This is a genomic window from Pseudomonas sp. GW821-FHT07G10 (genome assembly GCF_059418545.1).
On sequence record NZ_JBWKQB010000050.1, the window covers coordinates 1565 to 16443 of the forward strand.

16 protein-coding genes are annotated in these 14879 nt (G+C 59.6%); 12 read left to right on the forward strand and 4 right to left on the reverse strand.

Going from position 1 to position 14879, the window contains the following annotated elements; all coding sequences use genetic code 11:
* Window positions 1-451 precede the first annotated feature (451 nt).
* The gene (locus AC07O1_RS29690) at window positions 452-1168 is read left to right on the forward strand and encodes an alpha/beta hydrolase (protein WP_495091112.1); all 717 of its coding nucleotides are present in this window, start codon (window positions 452-454) and stop codon (window positions 1166-1168) included.
* 32 nt (window positions 1169-1200) lie between these two features.
* Here AC07O1_RS29690 and AC07O1_RS29695 read toward each other — a convergent pair whose 3' ends face one another.
* Window positions 1201-1782 (reverse strand): DcrB/PsbP domain-containing protein, encoded by a 582-nt coding sequence (locus tag AC07O1_RS29695; protein ID WP_494992195.1) that lies wholly within the window; start codon window positions 1780-1782, stop codon window positions 1201-1203.
* Between the two features lie 320 nt (window positions 1783-2102).
* On the opposite strand from AC07O1_RS29695, the gene AC07O1_RS29700 reads away from it, so the two are divergent.
* From AC07O1_RS29700 to mnmH, 6 genes are all read left to right on the forward strand, one after another.
* The gene (locus AC07O1_RS29700) at window positions 2103-2270 is read left to right on the forward strand and encodes a metallothionein (protein ID WP_494992194.1); all 168 of its coding nucleotides are present in this window, start codon (window positions 2103-2105) and stop codon (window positions 2268-2270) included.
* Window positions 2271-2477: 207 nt separating this feature from the next.
* Window positions 2478-3257 (forward strand): AraC family transcriptional regulator, encoded by a 780-nt coding sequence (locus AC07O1_RS29705; protein WP_495091113.1) that lies wholly within the window; start codon window positions 2478-2480, stop codon window positions 3255-3257.
* A 140-nt stretch (window positions 3258-3397) separates the two neighbouring features.
* Window positions 3398-3571, forward strand: a complete 174-nt coding sequence (locus tag AC07O1_RS29710) for a DUF1427 family protein (RefSeq protein WP_007969534.1) — start codon at window positions 3398-3400, stop codon at window positions 3569-3571.
* Between the two features lie 39 nt (window positions 3572-3610).
* The gene (locus AC07O1_RS29715) at window positions 3611-4567 is read left to right on the forward strand and encodes a quinone oxidoreductase family protein (protein ID WP_494992192.1); all 957 of its coding nucleotides are present in this window, start codon (window positions 3611-3613) and stop codon (window positions 4565-4567) included.
* A 126-nt stretch (window positions 4568-4693) separates the two neighbouring features.
* On the forward strand, window positions 4694-5728 hold the full coding sequence (selD, locus tag AC07O1_RS29720) for a selenide, water dikinase SelD (RefSeq protein WP_495091114.1): 1035 nt from the start codon (window positions 4694-4696) through the stop codon (window positions 5726-5728).
* Window positions 5728-6831: a tRNA 2-selenouridine(34) synthase MnmH gene (gene mnmH, locus AC07O1_RS29725; RefSeq protein WP_495091115.1), complete on the forward strand. Its 1104-nt coding sequence runs from the start codon at window positions 5728-5730 to the stop codon at window positions 6829-6831. Before selD ends, mnmH begins: the two co-directional genes overlap by 1 nt.
* Before the next feature lie 3 nt (window positions 6832-6834).
* Here the strand turns inward: mnmH and AC07O1_RS29730 are convergent, their stop codons facing one another.
* Window positions 6835-7887 (reverse strand): permease, encoded by a 1053-nt coding sequence (locus AC07O1_RS29730; protein ID WP_495091116.1) that lies wholly within the window; start codon window positions 7885-7887, stop codon window positions 6835-6837.
* Between the two features lie 93 nt (window positions 7888-7980).
* The gene (locus tag AC07O1_RS29735) at window positions 7981-8655 is read right to left on the reverse strand and encodes a histidine phosphatase family protein (protein ID WP_495023007.1); all 675 of its coding nucleotides are present in this window, start codon (window positions 8653-8655) and stop codon (window positions 7981-7983) included.
* A 330-nt stretch (window positions 8656-8985) separates the two neighbouring features.
* Between AC07O1_RS29735 and AC07O1_RS29740 the strand changes: the two genes are divergently transcribed.
* The 4 genes from AC07O1_RS29740 to AC07O1_RS29755 all read left to right on the forward strand — a co-directional run bounded on the left by AC07O1_RS29740 (window position 8986) and on the right by AC07O1_RS29755 (window position 11865).
* A complete protein-coding gene (locus AC07O1_RS29740; protein WP_494992187.1) occupies window positions 8986-9693 on the forward strand; it encodes a glutathione binding-like protein in 708 nt (235 codons plus the stop codon).
* Between the two features lie 68 nt (window positions 9694-9761).
* On the forward strand, window positions 9762-10091 hold the full coding sequence (locus AC07O1_RS29745; RefSeq protein WP_495091117.1) for a nuclear transport factor 2 family protein: 330 nt from the start codon (window positions 9762-9764) through the stop codon (window positions 10089-10091).
* 159 nt (window positions 10092-10250) lie between these two features.
* On the forward strand, window positions 10251-11225 hold the full coding sequence (gene hemB, locus AC07O1_RS29750) for a porphobilinogen synthase (protein WP_495091118.1): 975 nt from the start codon (window positions 10251-10253) through the stop codon (window positions 11223-11225).
* A 61-nt stretch (window positions 11226-11286) separates the two neighbouring features.
* Window positions 11287-11865, forward strand: coding sequence for an antibiotic biosynthesis monooxygenase (locus AC07O1_RS29755; protein WP_495091119.1), 579 nt, complete (start codon window positions 11287-11289; stop codon window positions 11863-11865).
* Window positions 11866-11868: 3 nt separating this feature from the next.
* Here AC07O1_RS29755 and AC07O1_RS29760 read toward each other — a convergent pair whose 3' ends face one another.
* Window positions 11869-13395 (reverse strand): FAD-dependent oxidoreductase, encoded by a 1527-nt coding sequence (locus AC07O1_RS29760; RefSeq protein ID WP_495091120.1) that lies wholly within the window; start codon window positions 13393-13395, stop codon window positions 11869-11871.
* 280 nt (window positions 13396-13675) lie between these two features.
* Here AC07O1_RS29760 and AC07O1_RS29765 point away from each other — a divergent pair, with 280 nt between their 5' ends.
* Window positions 13676-14770 (forward strand): DUF1615 domain-containing protein, encoded by a 1095-nt coding sequence (locus AC07O1_RS29765; RefSeq protein ID WP_495091121.1) that lies wholly within the window; start codon window positions 13676-13678, stop codon window positions 14768-14770.
* The last annotated feature ends 109 nt before the right edge of the window (window positions 14771-14879 follow it).

Below are 14879 nucleotides of genomic sequence, written 5' to 3' on the forward strand. Positions count from 1 at the left end.
GCGTGGTAACGCCTCTGTGGACGCTCTGCGTCCGCTTCTGTGACGCAGAGCGTCACGGGCTGCATTCCCACGCAGAGCATGGGAACGATCAATGCACGACCGGGGATCTGGTTGGCGAAAGTGGCGGGGCGGGAGGCGATTCGGGTTGGGAAGCTGAGTAGTGATTGAGGGCAGAGGGCAAAGCTGATCGTTGAATGATCGTTCCCACGCTCCGCGTGGTAACGCCTCTGTGGACGCTCTGCGTCCGCTTCTGTGACGCAGAGCGTCACGGGCTGCATTCCCACGCAGAGCGTGGGAACGATCAATGCACACGCTCTGCGTGGTAACGCCTGTGGCGCAGAGTGTCACGGGTTGCATTCCTTTGCCGCGCGTGTGAACGATCAACCTTCGTGATCTACCTTCGCAGTGCTAGGCTCTTGCGCGAATCCGCTGCTCAGTAACAGGAAGATATATGTTCAAGTTTTTGGCCATGGCGCTGCTGTTGGCATCCACCGCCGTGCAGGCGCAAACCGAGATACAAACCGATCTGCCGTTGCAGTATCTGGAGCAGGCCGACCCCGATTCACGCAACCAGCCGCTGGTGATTTTTCTGCATGGCTACGGCAGCAACGAGGAGGATCTGTTCGGGATCAAGGATGAACTCCCCGCGCAGTACACCTATGTCTCGGTGCGGGCGCCGCAGGCGCTGGATGCGGACAGTTATCAGTGGTTTCACAAAAAAGGCGAGGGTGCATACGACGGCGAAACCGATGACCTGAACAGTAGCGCCAGGCTGATCGTCGATTTCATCGCCCAGGCCACCGCGAAGTATCACACTCAAAGCGACAAGGTCTTTCTGGTGGGCTTTAGCCAGGGGGCGATCATGTCCTACGAGGTTGGCCTGCGCCATCCAGAGATCGTGCGCGGGATCGCCGCGTTGAGCGGCAAGGTTTTACCGGTGCTGAAATCTGAGCTTAAACCCGACAAAAACCTTGAGCAGCTGGCGATTTTTATCGGCCATGGCACTGCCGATCAACGGCTTCCGTATACCGATGGCAGCGATGCCAACAGCCTGCTGCAACGCCTGGCGCTGAATCCCAGGTTCCATGCCTATCCGGGTATCGGCCACACCATCAGCGCAACCGAAATGCAGGACTTGAACAACTGGCTGCTGACACTCAATCGGTGAGCCAGGAGCGGTGTTTAGCGCTCGCGTCCCGCTTATTTCTCGCCAGTAATCTGTTTGACCAGCGCCGTGTGTCCAACCTGGTCATCGGCGCGCGAGATGATCTGGATCACCAGGATGCGGCTGCCTGAACCCGCCAGTAAGGTCGTGCCAAGGGTCTTGCCGCCGCCCATGGTGGCTGCACTGTCGATCTGACGCAGGCCCAGGCCTTTGATGGTCAGTTTCTTCTCATCCTGTTTTTTGAAGTCAGGCAGCGCCGTGCTTTGTTTCTGCAGGAAACTTTCGACTGCACCGTCGAGGAATTCGCTGTCGTTGTCTTTGGTCTGCACGCCGTCGGTGCGGATGTTTTCGGCAACGATCACCACGGTTTTGCTGGTTTGGTTGGTGTACATGGTGCCCATTGCACCGGCCGTGCCATTGGCTGAGTCGCCAGGGGGCAATGAGTTGGCCTCAAAGCCCTGGGGCAGGTTGAAGGTGAATTTGCCACCCAAGGTTGAGACCTTTTGCGCGGTCGAGGTTTTTGCCGCTGGCTGGGTCGCCGCGTAAACGCTCATGGCGCCGAAACTGGCTGCGGCGGCCAGTAGCAAAACGATGGCTTTGTTACCAAACAATGACATTCCAACTCTCCAGGGTAATCGCGCTGTGGAGGCGATCATCCCATGGGCGCAGTGAATCACTCCAGTGAGATGTTTTTGAGCGTTTCACTTTCAGGTTTGATCCTCCCCATGCTTTGTGTGGAAGCAATTGCTTGTGGCGAGGGGGCTAGCCCTGATACCCGCCTTGCATTCTCAGTAACCGTGCCACAGTCGACTAACCTTACCCATGAGTGAAAAGCGCTCGCGCAAACTACTGCAAGCAAACTTCGGCGTGGGCGGTTACTACGGAAAGTGTGGCGTTGCGGCCACGCTTCGACGACCACAACAATGGAGTCCAACCTATGAAAAATGACACCTGCGCCTGTAAAAGCTGCACCTGCAAAATCGGCGAGCATTCCATCGTCCGCCACGGCAAGCACTATTGCTGCCAGGCGTGTGCCGAACATCATGCTGACGGTAAACCTTGTGTCTCTGAAGGCTGCCAGTGTGCCAAGGGCGCCCATGGCTGACAGTGCAGGCTGAAGTGGAGTCTGGGGCGGCTCCACTTCCATTGGCAGAGGCTGGTTGGCCAGTGTCATGACTTTTTATTGTGCAAATGGTTTTTTTTTTGAATTTAACATCCGTTTGAGTGGCATCCGGTTTTTTTTCGCCAAGTGGTAACAATCCTGAGGCCTCGTTACGATAGGGCATCCTTCAAACGATCCCGATCTTTCGCCATGGCCCTTGCTGCGCCTCCCGATCTCAGTGACACCGATGTGCCTGTGCAGCCGTTGTCGCGCACCTATCCTCGTGGCTTGTATATCGAGCCGCACGAGCATGTCTGGGGCCAGTTGCTGTATGCGATGAGCGGGGTGATGTGGGTCGAAACACCAAACGAAGCGTTGGTGGTGCCGCCGCAACGAGCGGTCTGGTTACCGCCTGGGGTGGTGCACGGGATCCGCGTGGTCTCGGATCTGCAGATGCGCAATATCTATTTGCGACCGGCATTGGCCGCGACGCTGGACAGCAGCGTCCAGGTGATCGAGGTGGGCGGATTGTTGCGTGAACTGATCCTCGGGCTGGTGGAGCAGGGTGACGATCAGCAACAGGATTACTACCAAGCGTTGGTCAACCTGGCATTGCTGGAGCTCAAACGAGCCAGGCGTTCAGTGCTGAAGATCCCCATGCCCGACGACTCCGACCGGCGGCTGACAAGCCTGTGTCAGGCGGTCATGTCGGCGCCTTCGCTGGATATTCCGTTCGAACGACATGCGGAAAATGCCGGCGCCAGCGTGCGCACCCTCGCACGGCTGTTCAAGGGCGGGCTGGGGATGGGTTTCGCCGAGTGGCGGCGGCAGGTGCAGCTGGCGACGGCGGTGGCTGAGTTGATTCAGGGGGTGCCAGTAAGCTTGATTGCGCGCTCGCTGGGCTATTCCCCGAGCAGTTTCTGCGACATGTTCCGTCGCGAACTGGGCATGCCACCTTCGCACTATCCGCTGGGCAATCGCCCGCTCTAAACCGTCAGGCCAGCGGTTTTTGACCGAAAACCAGAAGTCCTTGGCCGATCCCTTCGGCGGCTGACTCTTACACTCTGTGCTTACCTTAACATCGTCGCACGCCCCTTATGGGCGGCGACACCCTGTGCACGGAGTCGAGCATGAACTACCTCATTTCACTGGCTATCGGGCTGGGTGTCGGCCTGCTTTACGGCGCGCTGGACTTCCGTTCGCCCGCGCCACCGGCCATTGCGCTGGTCGGGTTACTGGGCATGTTGGCGGGCGAGCAGTTGTGGCCCATGGGTCGGCAACTGGTTGCCGGCTGGCTCTCCTGAGGGGCGAGTGATCTCATTTAACTTCGGTGGAAAATCCCCATGAACGCATTGCAATTCTCCAAAACCGGCGACCTCGCGGCGCTGCAGTACGTCGACGTGCCCATGCCGGTACCGGGCGCCGGCGAGGTGCTGGTGCAGATCAAAGCCGCAGGCCTGAACCCCAGCGATGTGAAGAATGTACTGGGGCGCTTTCCGTACACCACCCTGCCACGGATTCCCGGTCGTGACTTTGCAGGCGTAGTTGTGGAAGGCCCGCAGGCGCTGTTGGGTCAGGAAGTCTGGGGCACGGGTAAAGAGCTGGGCTTTTTCGCCGACGGCTCCCATGCGCAATTCGTGACCCTTTCGGCCAAGGGCGTGGCGCGCAAGCCTGCACATTTGAGCTTTGCCCAGGCCGCCAGCCTCGGTGTGCCATACACCACGGCGTGGGATGCGTTGGAACGCAGCCTGGTCACTGCCCAGACGCGCTTGCTGGTGATTGGCAGCGGCGCGGTCGGTAGCGCCGCACTGGCGTTGGCGAAGATTCGTGGCGCACAGGTATTGGCAGCGGCCCGTCGGCCCGAACAGGTCAAGGCCTTGCAGGCCCAGGGTTTCAACGCGATCCACCTGGACAAGCCGGAAGATCTGGCGGCCCAGGTCAATGCCGTCTATGCCGGGGGCGCCGACGTGATTTTCGACACCACAGGTTTCTGGTTACCGTCTGCAGTACCGGCACTGGCCAATTTCGGGCGCATCGCAATTATCGCTGCTCCGGTGGACGGCTATGTGCAGTTGCCGGCACTGGCGCTGTATCGCCGGGGTGGTTCGGTGGTCGGGATCAATTCCTTGTTGTACGGCGTTGAGGCCTGTGCGGCCATGCTTGAGCAGTTCGGTCGGTTCTTCGATGAAGGGCTGCTGCCATTGCCTGAAGGGTTATTTGAATCGCCGCTGGCCGAAGGGCTGGAGCGGTATGCCGAGGTGAATCAGGGCAGCGGTGAGAAGGTGATCTTATTGCCGTGATCGGTCCGGTTTTTGTAGTAGCAGGCTTCGCCAGCTGCTACAGGAGACGTCATTCAGGCCTCTGGCACGCCATTCGCCGCAACCGCTCTGTTAGAATCGTTCACATTGAAATCAAGAGGTATTCTTATGAGCGAGCCGATTCGCCTGACCCAGTACAGCCACGGTGCGGGTTGTGGCTGCAAGATATCGCCCCAGGTGCTGGAGGTGATTCTGGCCGGTAGTGGTGCGCAGAACCTCGACCCCAAACTCTGGGTGGGCAATGCCTCCCGTGATGATGCGGCGGTGTATGCCATCGACGAAGAGCGTGGTGTGGTGTCGACCACCGACTTTTTCATGCCGATTGTCGACGACCCCTTCGATTTCGGGCGTATTGCCGCCACCAACGCCATCAGCGATATCTATGCCATGGGCGGCGATCCCTTGATGGCGATTGCGATCCTTGGCTGGCCGGTCAATGTCCTGGCGCCTGAGATCGCCCGGGAAGTGATTCGCGGCGGACGTTCGATATGCGATGAGGCGGGAATTCCGCTGGCCGGCGGTCATTCGATCGACGCTCCAGAGCCGATCTTCGGTCTGGCCGTGACCGGGCTGGTGGAAAAGCGCCATATGAAGCGCAACGACACGGCCACCGCCGGTTGCCTGCTTTACCTGACCAAACCCTTGGGCATTGGCATCCTGACCACGGCGGAGAAGAAGGGCAAACTGCGCGCCGCCGATGTCGGCCTGGCGCGCGACTGGATGTGCACCCTGAACAAACCTGGCAGCCGCTTCGGCAAGCTGGCCGGCGTGACGGCAATGACCGATGTCACCGGTTTTGGTTTGCTCGGGCATCTGGTGGAAATGGCTGATGGCAGTGGTGTGACCGCGCGCATCGAATATGCGCGCGTGCCGCGCCTGCCCGGCGTCGAGTACTACCTCGATCTAGGCTGCGTGCCGGGCGGAACCCTGCGTAACTTCGACAGCTATGCCGGCAAGGTCGGTCGCGTTCAAGAGCTGCACAAGCGGGTTCTCTGCGATCCGCAGACCAGCGGCGGCTTGCTGGTCGCCGTGACGCCTGAGGGCCAACAGCAGTTCCTGGCGGTTGCCGCCGAACTGGGCCTGGTGCTCGAGCCGATCGGTGAACTGGTTGAACGACAGACCAACGCGGTAGAGGTGTTTTGATGCCCATCGACATCACCGACTACCGCGATATTTTCCTCAACGACCGGCCGATGATGGATACCCGTGCGCCGGTCGAGTTCGCCAAGGGCTCCTTTCCCGGGGTGATCAACCTGCCGCTGATGACCGACAGCGAGCGGCAACAGGTCGGCACCTGCTACAAGCAGCAAGGTCAGCAGGTGGCCATCGTCCTGGGCCATCAGTTGGTGTCCGGCGAAATCAAAGCCAAGCGTGTCCAGGCGTGGGCTGATTTTGCCCGGGCCAATCCCGATGGTTGTTTGTATTGTTTTCGCGGTGGCTTGCGCTCGCAGATCGTCCAGCAATGGCTCAAGGACGAGGCTGGCATCGATTACCCGCGCGTCGCTGGCGGCTACAAGGCGATGCGCACCTTCCTGCTGGAAACGGTCGATCAGGCGGTCGCGCAGTGCGATTTCATTGTGCTCGGCGGCATGACCGGTACGGGCAAAACCGATGTGCTCACTCAGTTGCGCAACGCGCTGGATCTGGAAGGCCACGCCAATCACCGCGGCTCCAGTTTCGGCAAACGCGCGACCGGCCAACCCTCCAACATCGATTTTGAAAACAGTCTGGCCGTGGATGTGCTGAAGAAGCGCGCCAGGGGCATCGAGCGATTCGTCCTGGAGGATGAGAGTCGCATGGTCGGCGGCTGCGCCTTGCCGCTCCCGCTTTATCAGGGCATGCAGCAGTTCCCCATCGTCTGGCTCGAAGACAGCCTGCAAGGGCGGGTCGAGCGCATCCTGCGTGATTACGTGGTCAATCTGTGCGCGGAGTTCACTGCGGTGCATGGCGAGCAGGGCTTCGCACTCTTCTGCGAGCGAATGCTGGCGAGTTTGAATAATATTCACAAGCGCTTGGGTGGCGAGCGTCACCAACGGATGCTGGCACTCATGGAAACGGCGCTGGCAGAGCAGGCGCGTAGCGGGGCAGTGGATCTGCACCGCGATTGGATCGAAGGATTGCTGAGCGAATACTACGATCCGATGTACGCCTTCCAGCGGGAGCACAAAGGCGAGCGCATCGAATTCGCCGGCGAGCAGGCTGCCGTGCTCGAGTATCTGCGTGAGCGCGGCAGCCAGCGTGGCTGAGGGTTAAAGCAGCGTTGCGCCTGCCAGGCCGCAGATCACACCGATCAACATGGTCAGCACCGCCACAGTCACCAGCACCCGGGCGTCGAAGTCTTTGCGCAGCATCAGCAGCGACGGCAGGCTGACACTCGGCAAGGTCATCAGCAGCGCGACTGCCGGGGCGGTGCCCATGCCCAGGGCCATCATGGTTTGCACGATCGGGATTTCTGCGGCGGTGGGGATCATGAACAGCGTGCCGGCGATGGCCAGCGGCACCAGCCAGAGCAGACTGTTGGCCATCGCGCCATCGATGTGGGGGAACATCCAGACCCGGGCCGCGCCCAGCACCAGAACGGCCACGATATAGACCGGAATGGTGCTCCAGAACAGTTGCCACAAGGTTCGCGCCCAGCGCACCAGGAATGATTGCGAGTCCGTTGTGCTGGCTTGAGCCACGGCTTCCAGCGCCGCTTCAGGCACGCTTTCGGGGCGAGAGATGCGCTGGGCCACCAACGACACGCCCAGCACCAACACGATGCCAGCCACCAATCGCAGTGCGGTAAAGCCCCAGCCCAGCACGAAGCCCATGAACACCAGCGTCGCCGGGTTCAGCACCGGGTTGGCGATCCAGAACGCCAGCGCCGCGCCCACTGACACTTGCTGGCGACGCATGCCCGCCGCCACGGGTGCGGCGCAGCAGGTGCACATCATCCCCGGCAGCGCGAACAACCCACCGCGCAGGGTCGAAGCAAAACCGGCGCGGCCGAACAACCGCAGCAGCCAGTCTCGCGGGACCAGCACTTGCAATAGCGAGCCGAGGATCACCGCCAGTACGGCGGCTTTCCAGATCGCCAGGAAATACACCTTGGCGTAGGTCAACGCAGCGGCCAGTGGTGCCGTCTGTTCATCGTTGAGGATCGAGGCGCCAATGCTGTGATTGTCGGCGGCTACAAAGGCTTTGAGGTAGTAGGGAGACCATTTGACGTAATAGAGGCCAATAAAGGCCACCAGCAAGAACAGGGCGGGTTTCCACCAGAGCGACAAGCCCCGGGCGGGGATTGCGGAGGAGATGGGCATGGCAGGGGTCCGGGCAGTAGGGAATTACGGTGCATGATAGCTCACCGTCGTTAACGTTGTTCAGCCCACTGCGTGTGGGCTGCAGCCAATCGGTTATATCGGACAGTCCTGCGGCCCGTTGTCCAGCCCTTGCTTATAGCTGTTGCTGAGCAAGGTTGCCTTGCCGTTATGCCAGGTCAGCGTCAGCACATAGAGCGAATCGAAATCGTTGGACGGCCAGTCTTCAGTGATAGTGCGTTTTTCGCCGATGGCTTCTTCAGCCACTTTGTTCATCAGTTCGGGCAGGTAGCCGTGGGACCAGGCGGTGTAGATAGTCGAGTTGTGGTACTTGTCTTGCAGCAACTCGTCAGCCAGGTCGCCGATGTCATTGACCGAGTAGTTGATGTTCACCGGCAATCCGAGTTTTATCGCGCTGGGACTGATGGTCATCAACGGCCGGATATAACTGTAAGAGTTGTCATCTTCGCCTTCCTGGACATTACGCGTCGGGTTGGCGGCAAACACGTAATTGGCCTTGCCGAACTTTTCCGGCAGCAGCGTCGCCAGATTGATGGCGCGGTTCAGGCCCTGGCAATTCAACTGCCCGAGGCCGCCGGCGGGTTTTTCCGCGTGGCGCAGGAACACCAGGGTCTGGGTTCCATCAGCCGGCGGCGCAAGGCGTTCACGGGCTTGCAGCGCCAGGAACACTCCACCGGCTACCAGCAGCGCAGTTCCCAAAACATAGGGGCGATGTTTCAAACGTTTAACTAAATTCAGAGGATTGTTCATTGAATAGTCGATCTTCAGCGCATTCGATTAAGGCTGACAAACCTCACCACCGCGAGCTTCCTGCTGTGTGTGGTTGTCCATGGCGTTGACAGAGTATCAGCTGGTTCGTGTACCGGAAGGTCCTTCTCACCGTCCCTGGAAAGCCTTTGGTTCGCTCCCGGTCAATTCACCGCACTTTATCCGGGGCGGAGGGTGGCGGAACGGAACGGTTAGCGACAAGATGTTTCGGATTCAAGAGGGGCCGAATATGGCTGCATCTATAATCAGCCCGCCGTGATAACCAGGCACGAGCGGACAATCCTCAAACGACACCGTCACTGGACGTTCACCATGACTGATCTTTCTGCCTTTCCCATCACCCGAAAATGGCCTGCCCGGTACCCTGAGTGGATTCAGCTCTATTCCTTGCCGACCCCTAACGGCGTCAAGGTGTCGATCATGCTTGAAGAAATCGGTCTGCCTTACGAGCCTCACCGTGTGGGCTTTGACACCAATGATCAACTGTCTCCCGAGTTTATGTCGCTCAACCCTAACAACAAGATCCCGGCGATCCTTGACCCTCACGGCCCGGGCGACCAACCGCTGGCACTGTTCGAGTCCGGGGCGATTCTGATCTACCTGGCCGACAAGAGCGGGCAACTGCTGGCGCAGGAGTCGGCAGCGCGCTACGAGACGATCCAGTGGCTGATGTTTCAGATGGGGGGGATCGGCCCGATGTTCGGCCAGGTCGGCTTCTTCAATAAGTTCGCCGGCAAGGATTTCGAAGACAAGCGCCCCCGCGACCGTTTTGTCGCAGAGACCAGGCGTTTGCTGAATGTGCTTGAAGCGCGGCTGACCGGCCGCAACTGGATCATGGGCGAGCGCTACACCATCGCCGATATCGCGACGTTCCCGTGGGTGCGCAACTTGATCGGGTTTTATGAGGCCGGTGATCTGGTGGGAATCAACGACTATCCCAACGTGTTGCGGGTGCTGGAGCGATTTGTGGCGCGGCCGGCGGTTGTGCGGGGGCTGGAAATCCCTAAGTCAGTGCTTTAGGCATACGTCAAGGCGCCGCCGAATATTCAGCTGCTCGGCGGTTTCACTGAGCAATCGAGGAAAAGACGATGAGCATTGTGCTGCCTGAACCCCTTGCCGATTATTTTTCGGGCGAGAAAACCACAGATTCCACTGCATTAGAACGCTGTTTCACCACCGACGCCAACGTCCGCGATGAAGGGCAGGTGTATCAGGGACTGGAAGCCATTAAAGCCTGGAAACAAGCGGCACAGGCCAAGTACCAATATAGCGTCGAGCCTCTGAGCGTCTCGCAAGAGAAAGGCACTACGCTGGTGCGCGCCCGGCTCGTCGGAAATTTTCCGGGTAGCCCGGTCGAGGTCACTTACCGCTTTGTCCTGCAGCAGGGACGGATTGCTTCGCTGGGTGTCGGCGCATGAGCACGAGACCGTCCCTACGACCTCATTCATCATTGTTGCGAAATCTGTAACAAACTCTTTCTGAAGTGACGTTTGTGTCGTTCCGGGATGCGGGCATAAGCTCTCATCCCTTTAGACGTTCGTCTCGTTTACACCCTTGGCCTACCTTCAGGAAAACCAATGTCCAGCCAGTTCCCAGAAGCACGTCCACGTCGTCTGCGACGTTCCGCCAGCCTGCGTAGCCTGTTCCAGGAAACCGAATTCACGCTCAATGATCTGGTGCTGCCGATTTTCGTCGAGGAGGAAATCGATGATTTTGTCCCGATCAAAAGCATGCCCGGCGTGATGCGCATTCCCGAGTCGAAACTGGCAGGCGAAATCGAGCGTTATGCGCGCGCAGGTATCAAGTCGGTGATGACCTTTGGTGTGTCGCATCATCTGGATGGCGCGGGCAGCGACACCTGGAGTGAGCGCGGTCTGGTCTCGCGCATGGCGAGCATCTGCAAGGACGCCGTGCCGGACATGATCGTCATGTCGGACACCTGCTTTTGCGAGTACACCGATCACGGCCATTGCGGCGTGATGCACGGCGGTGAGGTCGATAACGACAAGACACTGATCAATCTGGGCAAGCAAGCGGTCGCCGCCGCGCGCGCCGGCGCAGATGTCATCGCACCGTCAGCGGCGATGGACGGGCAGGTCCAGGCCATCCGTCGTGCCCTCGACGAGGCTGGTTTCAGTAACACGGCGATCATGGCCTACTCGACCAAATTCGCATCGGCGCTTTACGGCCCGTTCCGCGAAGCCGGCGGCAGTGCGCTGAAGGGCGACCGCAAAAGCTATCAAATGAACCCGATGAATCGCCGCGAAGCGGTGCGCGAGTCGCTACTGGATGAACAAGAAGGCGCCGACGCCTTGATGGTCAAACCAGCGGGCGCTTATCTGGACATCATCCGCGATATTCGCGAGGCCTCGCGGCTACCGTTGGCGGCTTATCAGGTGAGTGGCGAATACGCGATGATCAAATTCGCCGCGGCGGCGGGTGCTATAGATGAGGAACGTATCGTTCGGGAAAGCCTGGGCGCGATCAAGCGCGCGGGTGCGGACCTGATCTTCAGCTACTTTGCGATGGATCTGGCGCTGAGCGGGATTTGAAGCCTGATGTCTCCTGGCTTGGACTAAGCTGATCCACGTTCACGATCGGGAGGAGCCAGGCATGAACATCGAGCCGTCGGACGGGGTGGTAACGCTGCTGGTGCGGCACCGAGTCAAACAGGGCCAGGATGAGAAGTATGAAGCCTGGTTGCGCCGCACTATCGCTATTGCCCGCAATTACCCGGGGCATCTGGGAATCGATGTGGTGCGCGGGCAAAACGGTGGGCTGGCACTCTTCACCAGTGTGTTGCGCTTCGCCACGACCGGGCAATTGCAGCACTGGCTGGACTCCGAAGATCGTCAGCGTCTGGTAGCGGAAGCGCAGCCAATGCTGGCCGATGGTGATCAGACCGAGGTCAACGCCGACCGTGAGTTCTGGTTTACGCCGGTCGATGCTGACGGGCAGGCTCCACCACCGCGCTGGAAGCAGGCCTGCGTCACCTTTCTGGTGATCCTGCCCTTGAGCTTTCTGGTGCCGATGTTGTGGACGCCACTGTTCGTCCGGCAGCCGTGGCTGGGTGGTTACGTGCAGAGCAACGTGCTGATCACCTTGAGCATCGTGCTGTTGGTGGTCTATGTGTTCATGCCACCGGTGACCCGGCTGTTCAGCAAGTGGCTGCAGCCAAGGTCTGCGTCATGATAACTAAGGCCCGGGCCGGATCCCGCGCTCGCTGAAATAGCGTTCGAGAACCGTTGGGTCGCTGGACAGTTCAGCGAGCGCCACGTAGGTATCGGGCCGCAACAGATAGAACGCATCGCGCGCAAGGCCGGCGGCTTCATGGACAGGTCCCCAAGGGAAAATGTGCAACGCAATGTAGTGATCAGCGCACCATGCAACGAGTGCGTCGCTGGCAAGGCCGTACACATGGACCTGCCAGGACATCCCCGACAGCGTATTGAAATTGTCGATATCGCCATCGTGCGCCCAGGGCAACCGATCACCGCCATGAACGTCACCAGCGCTGCCGGCGCTCAGGGGCATTTCTCGATAGTTCAGGGTGATCTGTGAAATCGTGCGAAAGAGATACTCGCGTACCGCTTCCAGTGAAGTGAGCCTGGGGATCAGCAGCGGCGCGAGGCGTGTACGCACGAGATTGGCAATGGGGCCATTGGCAGAAATGAAGGTGAACACCCGGTCGGTGGTTGCCACCAGGCGTCGGGCAAATCCGATGCGCTCGGTCTCATAACTGTCCAGCAGACTGTCCGGGGCTTTACCCTTCAGTACGGCGGCGAGTTTCCAGGCCAGATTGATCGCATCGCCAATCCCGGTGTTCATCCCTTGGCCGCCGGCGGGGCTGTGTACATGGGCGGCGTCCCCCAGCAAAAACGCTCGCCCGTTGCGAAAGCGCTTTGCCACCCGGTGATGCACGCGATAGGTGGAAAACCAGTTCACCTTGAGCACTTGAACCTTGAGATGCTCAATGGCGCGTTGGCTGACGTCCTCGAACTTGAGCGTCTGCGCATGTTCGGCGCGCTCGTCTCGTACCACCCCGATCAACCGCACACGACCAGTGCTTGCCAGGGGAAAGACCGCGAGTAAATCCGCCTCATCGAGGTCCGCATGCAGTTCGCCGTTGATTGCCTGACCCGCTGCTTCCACGTCGGCGACGTAGAAAACCTGCTGATAGGTGCCGCCGGGGAAACCCGTGTTGAGGGTTTTGCGCACGGTCGAACGGGCGCCGTCGCAACCCGCCAGGTAACCGGCCTCGCAGGTCTCTTCCTGCCCGTTGGCGTTGAGCAAGTGCGCGCTGACGTAGGTGCCGGTATCGTCAAAACTCTTCAGTTCAGTTTCCCGCTCGACCGCAACGCCGAACATTTGCAGACGTTCGATCAGTAGCTGTTCGTGCTGATCCTGAGGGTATATTTCCAGGAAAGAATAGGGCGTCAGGCCCTTGCCGATGGTCTCGAACGGCAGACGCGCAGCCCGTTCGCCTTTGACCCAGAGATTGGCCGCCGGCACGGTGTGGCCAGCTTGCAAAACGGCGTCTGTGAGGTCCAGTTGGCGGTAGAGTTCCAGGGTTCGCGCCTGGACTGCCAGGGCTCGCGATGTGGTGCCCGGCACGGCTGTCTTGTCGAGGATTCGCACCTTGATCCCCAGTTTGCTGAGCCAGAGCGCCAGAACCAGACCGGTCGGGCCGGCCCCAATGATCAGAACGTCACAGCGCTTCATGTCGTTGCCCTCCGGTAGAGATCAATTTCATGCCGTAGAGTGTGCGCCTATGTTGAGCAGCTGACAGCTGGGCAAAAGCGGTTTGCGGGGGAAAGCGTGAATCCCGGATGATTAAGAGAGCAGAGCCGAACGCAGCCTTCGGCAGCTGCTACGGGGAATGTGCGGAGCCACAAACTGCTTGACTGACCGGCATTGAACAGCGGCTCGACTCAAGGGTCGATATCCGCGCCGGCTTTGTTCATAGTCGTTCCATCAGCCCAACGCGATCATTCGAGGAAGCATGCGATCAATTCGACTCATTGCGAGTATCGCCACACTGCTGGTGCTGGCCGGTTGCGGTAGCCAGCGCACTCAGGAGTCGCCTGCGCGACCGGAGCAGGTGAGGGCGAAGATTGTTCGACTGTTACCGGCGAAGACGGTTGATCGAGAGGGGTGGGCCACCGACATCTACGCCGCGTTCGCGGCGCAAGGCATTGCCCCGACCACGGAAAACCTCTGTTCAGTACTGGCAGTGACCGAGCAGGAGTCCACTTTTCAGGTCGACCCGCCAGTGCCGGGGCTGGGAAAAATTGCGCGAGATGAAATCGACCGCCGTGCGGCGAAGGTGCATGTTCCCAGTCTACTGGTGAGCGCGGCTTTGCAGGTTCGCTCGCCAAACGGCAAGAGTTACAGTGATCGGCTCAGTGCCGCGCGTACCGAAAAGGATCTCAGCGCCATTTTCGACGACTTCATCGGCATGGTGCCGATGGGGCGCAACCTCTTCGGGAACTTCAATCCGGTGCACACCGCCGGGCCGATGCAAGTCAGCATCGCGTTTGCCGAAACTTGGACGCGGGCCTACCCCTATCCCGTGGACGGCTCGATTCGCCACGAAGTGTTCAGCCGTCGCGGCGGCATGTACTTCGGCATTGCACATTTGCTGGGTTATCCGGTGAGTTACTCCAAACCGCTGTACCGCTTCGCCGATTTCAATGCCGGTTGGTACGCCAGCCGCAATGCCGCCTTCCAGAGCGCTGTCAGTCGCGCTTCGGGGATCGGGCTGGCACTCGATGGCGACCTGATTGCCTTTGGGTCCATCATGCCCGGAACGACCGAGTTGGCAGTGCGCACCCTGGGCAAGCAATTGGACATGCGTAACCCGACCATCAGAAGCCAGCTGGAGCAGGGCAATAGTCTTGAATTCGAAGACAGCACACTCTACAAGCGAGTCTTTGCTCTGGCCGAAAAGGCCGAAGGCAAGCCACTGCCACGGGCGATACTGCCAGGTATCGTTCTGCAAAGCCCGAAAATCACCCGCAAACTCACCACGGCCTGGTTTGCCAAACGGGTCGATGAACGCCATCAGCGCTGCATGGCACAGGCTTCGGGTGGCTGACGGGGGTGAGCGGCTTCCTGCACGTTTGGAACATGTCTAGTCCTGAAATAGGTTTACACCTGTTTCACTCTAACGCCCGATGCACCGCATCGGGCGTTTTGTATTTTAA

Excerpts from the sequence above, each read along its gene's own strand:
- AC07O1_RS29690 (WP_495091112.1), top strand. The coding sequence starts at position 452 with ATGTTCAAGTTTTTGGCCATGGCGCTGCTGTTGGCATCCACCGCCGTG.
- AC07O1_RS29705 (WP_495091113.1), top strand. The coding sequence starts at position 2,478 with ATGGCCCTTGCTGCGCCTCCCGATCTCAGTGACACCGATGTGCCTGTG.
- AC07O1_RS29695 (WP_494992195.1), bottom strand. The coding sequence starts at position 1,782 with ATGTCATTGTTTGGTAACAAAGCCATCGTTTTGCTACTGGCCGCCGCA.
- AC07O1_RS29740 (WP_494992187.1), top strand. The coding sequence starts at position 8,986 with ATGACTGATCTTTCTGCCTTTCCCATCACCCGAAAATGGCCTGCCCGG.
- AC07O1_RS29715 (WP_494992192.1), top strand. The coding sequence starts at position 3,611 with ATGAACGCATTGCAATTCTCCAAAACCGGCGACCTCGCGGCGCTGCAG.
- hemB (WP_495091118.1), top strand. The coding sequence starts at position 10,251 with ATGTCCAGCCAGTTCCCAGAAGCACGTCCACGTCGTCTGCGACGTTCC.
- AC07O1_RS29735 (WP_495023007.1), bottom strand. The coding sequence starts at position 8,655 with ATGAACAATCCTCTGAATTTAGTTAAACGTTTGAAACATCGCCCCTAT.
- AC07O1_RS29765 (WP_495091121.1), top strand. The coding sequence starts at position 13,676 with ATGCGATCAATTCGACTCATTGCGAGTATCGCCACACTGCTGGTGCTG.
- AC07O1_RS29755 (WP_495091119.1), top strand. The coding sequence starts at position 11,287 with ATGAACATCGAGCCGTCGGACGGGGTGGTAACGCTGCTGGTGCGGCAC.
- AC07O1_RS29730 (WP_495091116.1), bottom strand. The coding sequence starts at position 7,887 with ATGCCCATCTCCTCCGCAATCCCCGCCCGGGGCTTGTCGCTCTGGTGG.
- AC07O1_RS29710 (WP_007969534.1), top strand. The coding sequence starts at position 3,398 with ATGAACTACCTCATTTCACTGGCTATCGGGCTGGGTGTCGGCCTGCTT.
- AC07O1_RS29700 (WP_494992194.1), top strand. The coding sequence starts at position 2,103 with ATGAAAAATGACACCTGCGCCTGTAAAAGCTGCACCTGCAAAATCGGC.
- selD (WP_495091114.1), top strand. The coding sequence starts at position 4,694 with ATGAGCGAGCCGATTCGCCTGACCCAGTACAGCCACGGTGCGGGTTGT.
- AC07O1_RS29745 (WP_495091117.1), top strand. The coding sequence starts at position 9,762 with ATGAGCATTGTGCTGCCTGAACCCCTTGCCGATTATTTTTCGGGCGAG.
- mnmH (WP_495091115.1), top strand. The coding sequence starts at position 5,728 with ATGCCCATCGACATCACCGACTACCGCGATATTTTCCTCAACGACCGG.
- AC07O1_RS29760 (WP_495091120.1), bottom strand. The coding sequence starts at position 13,395 with ATGAAGCGCTGTGACGTTCTGATCATTGGGGCCGGCCCGACCGGTCTG.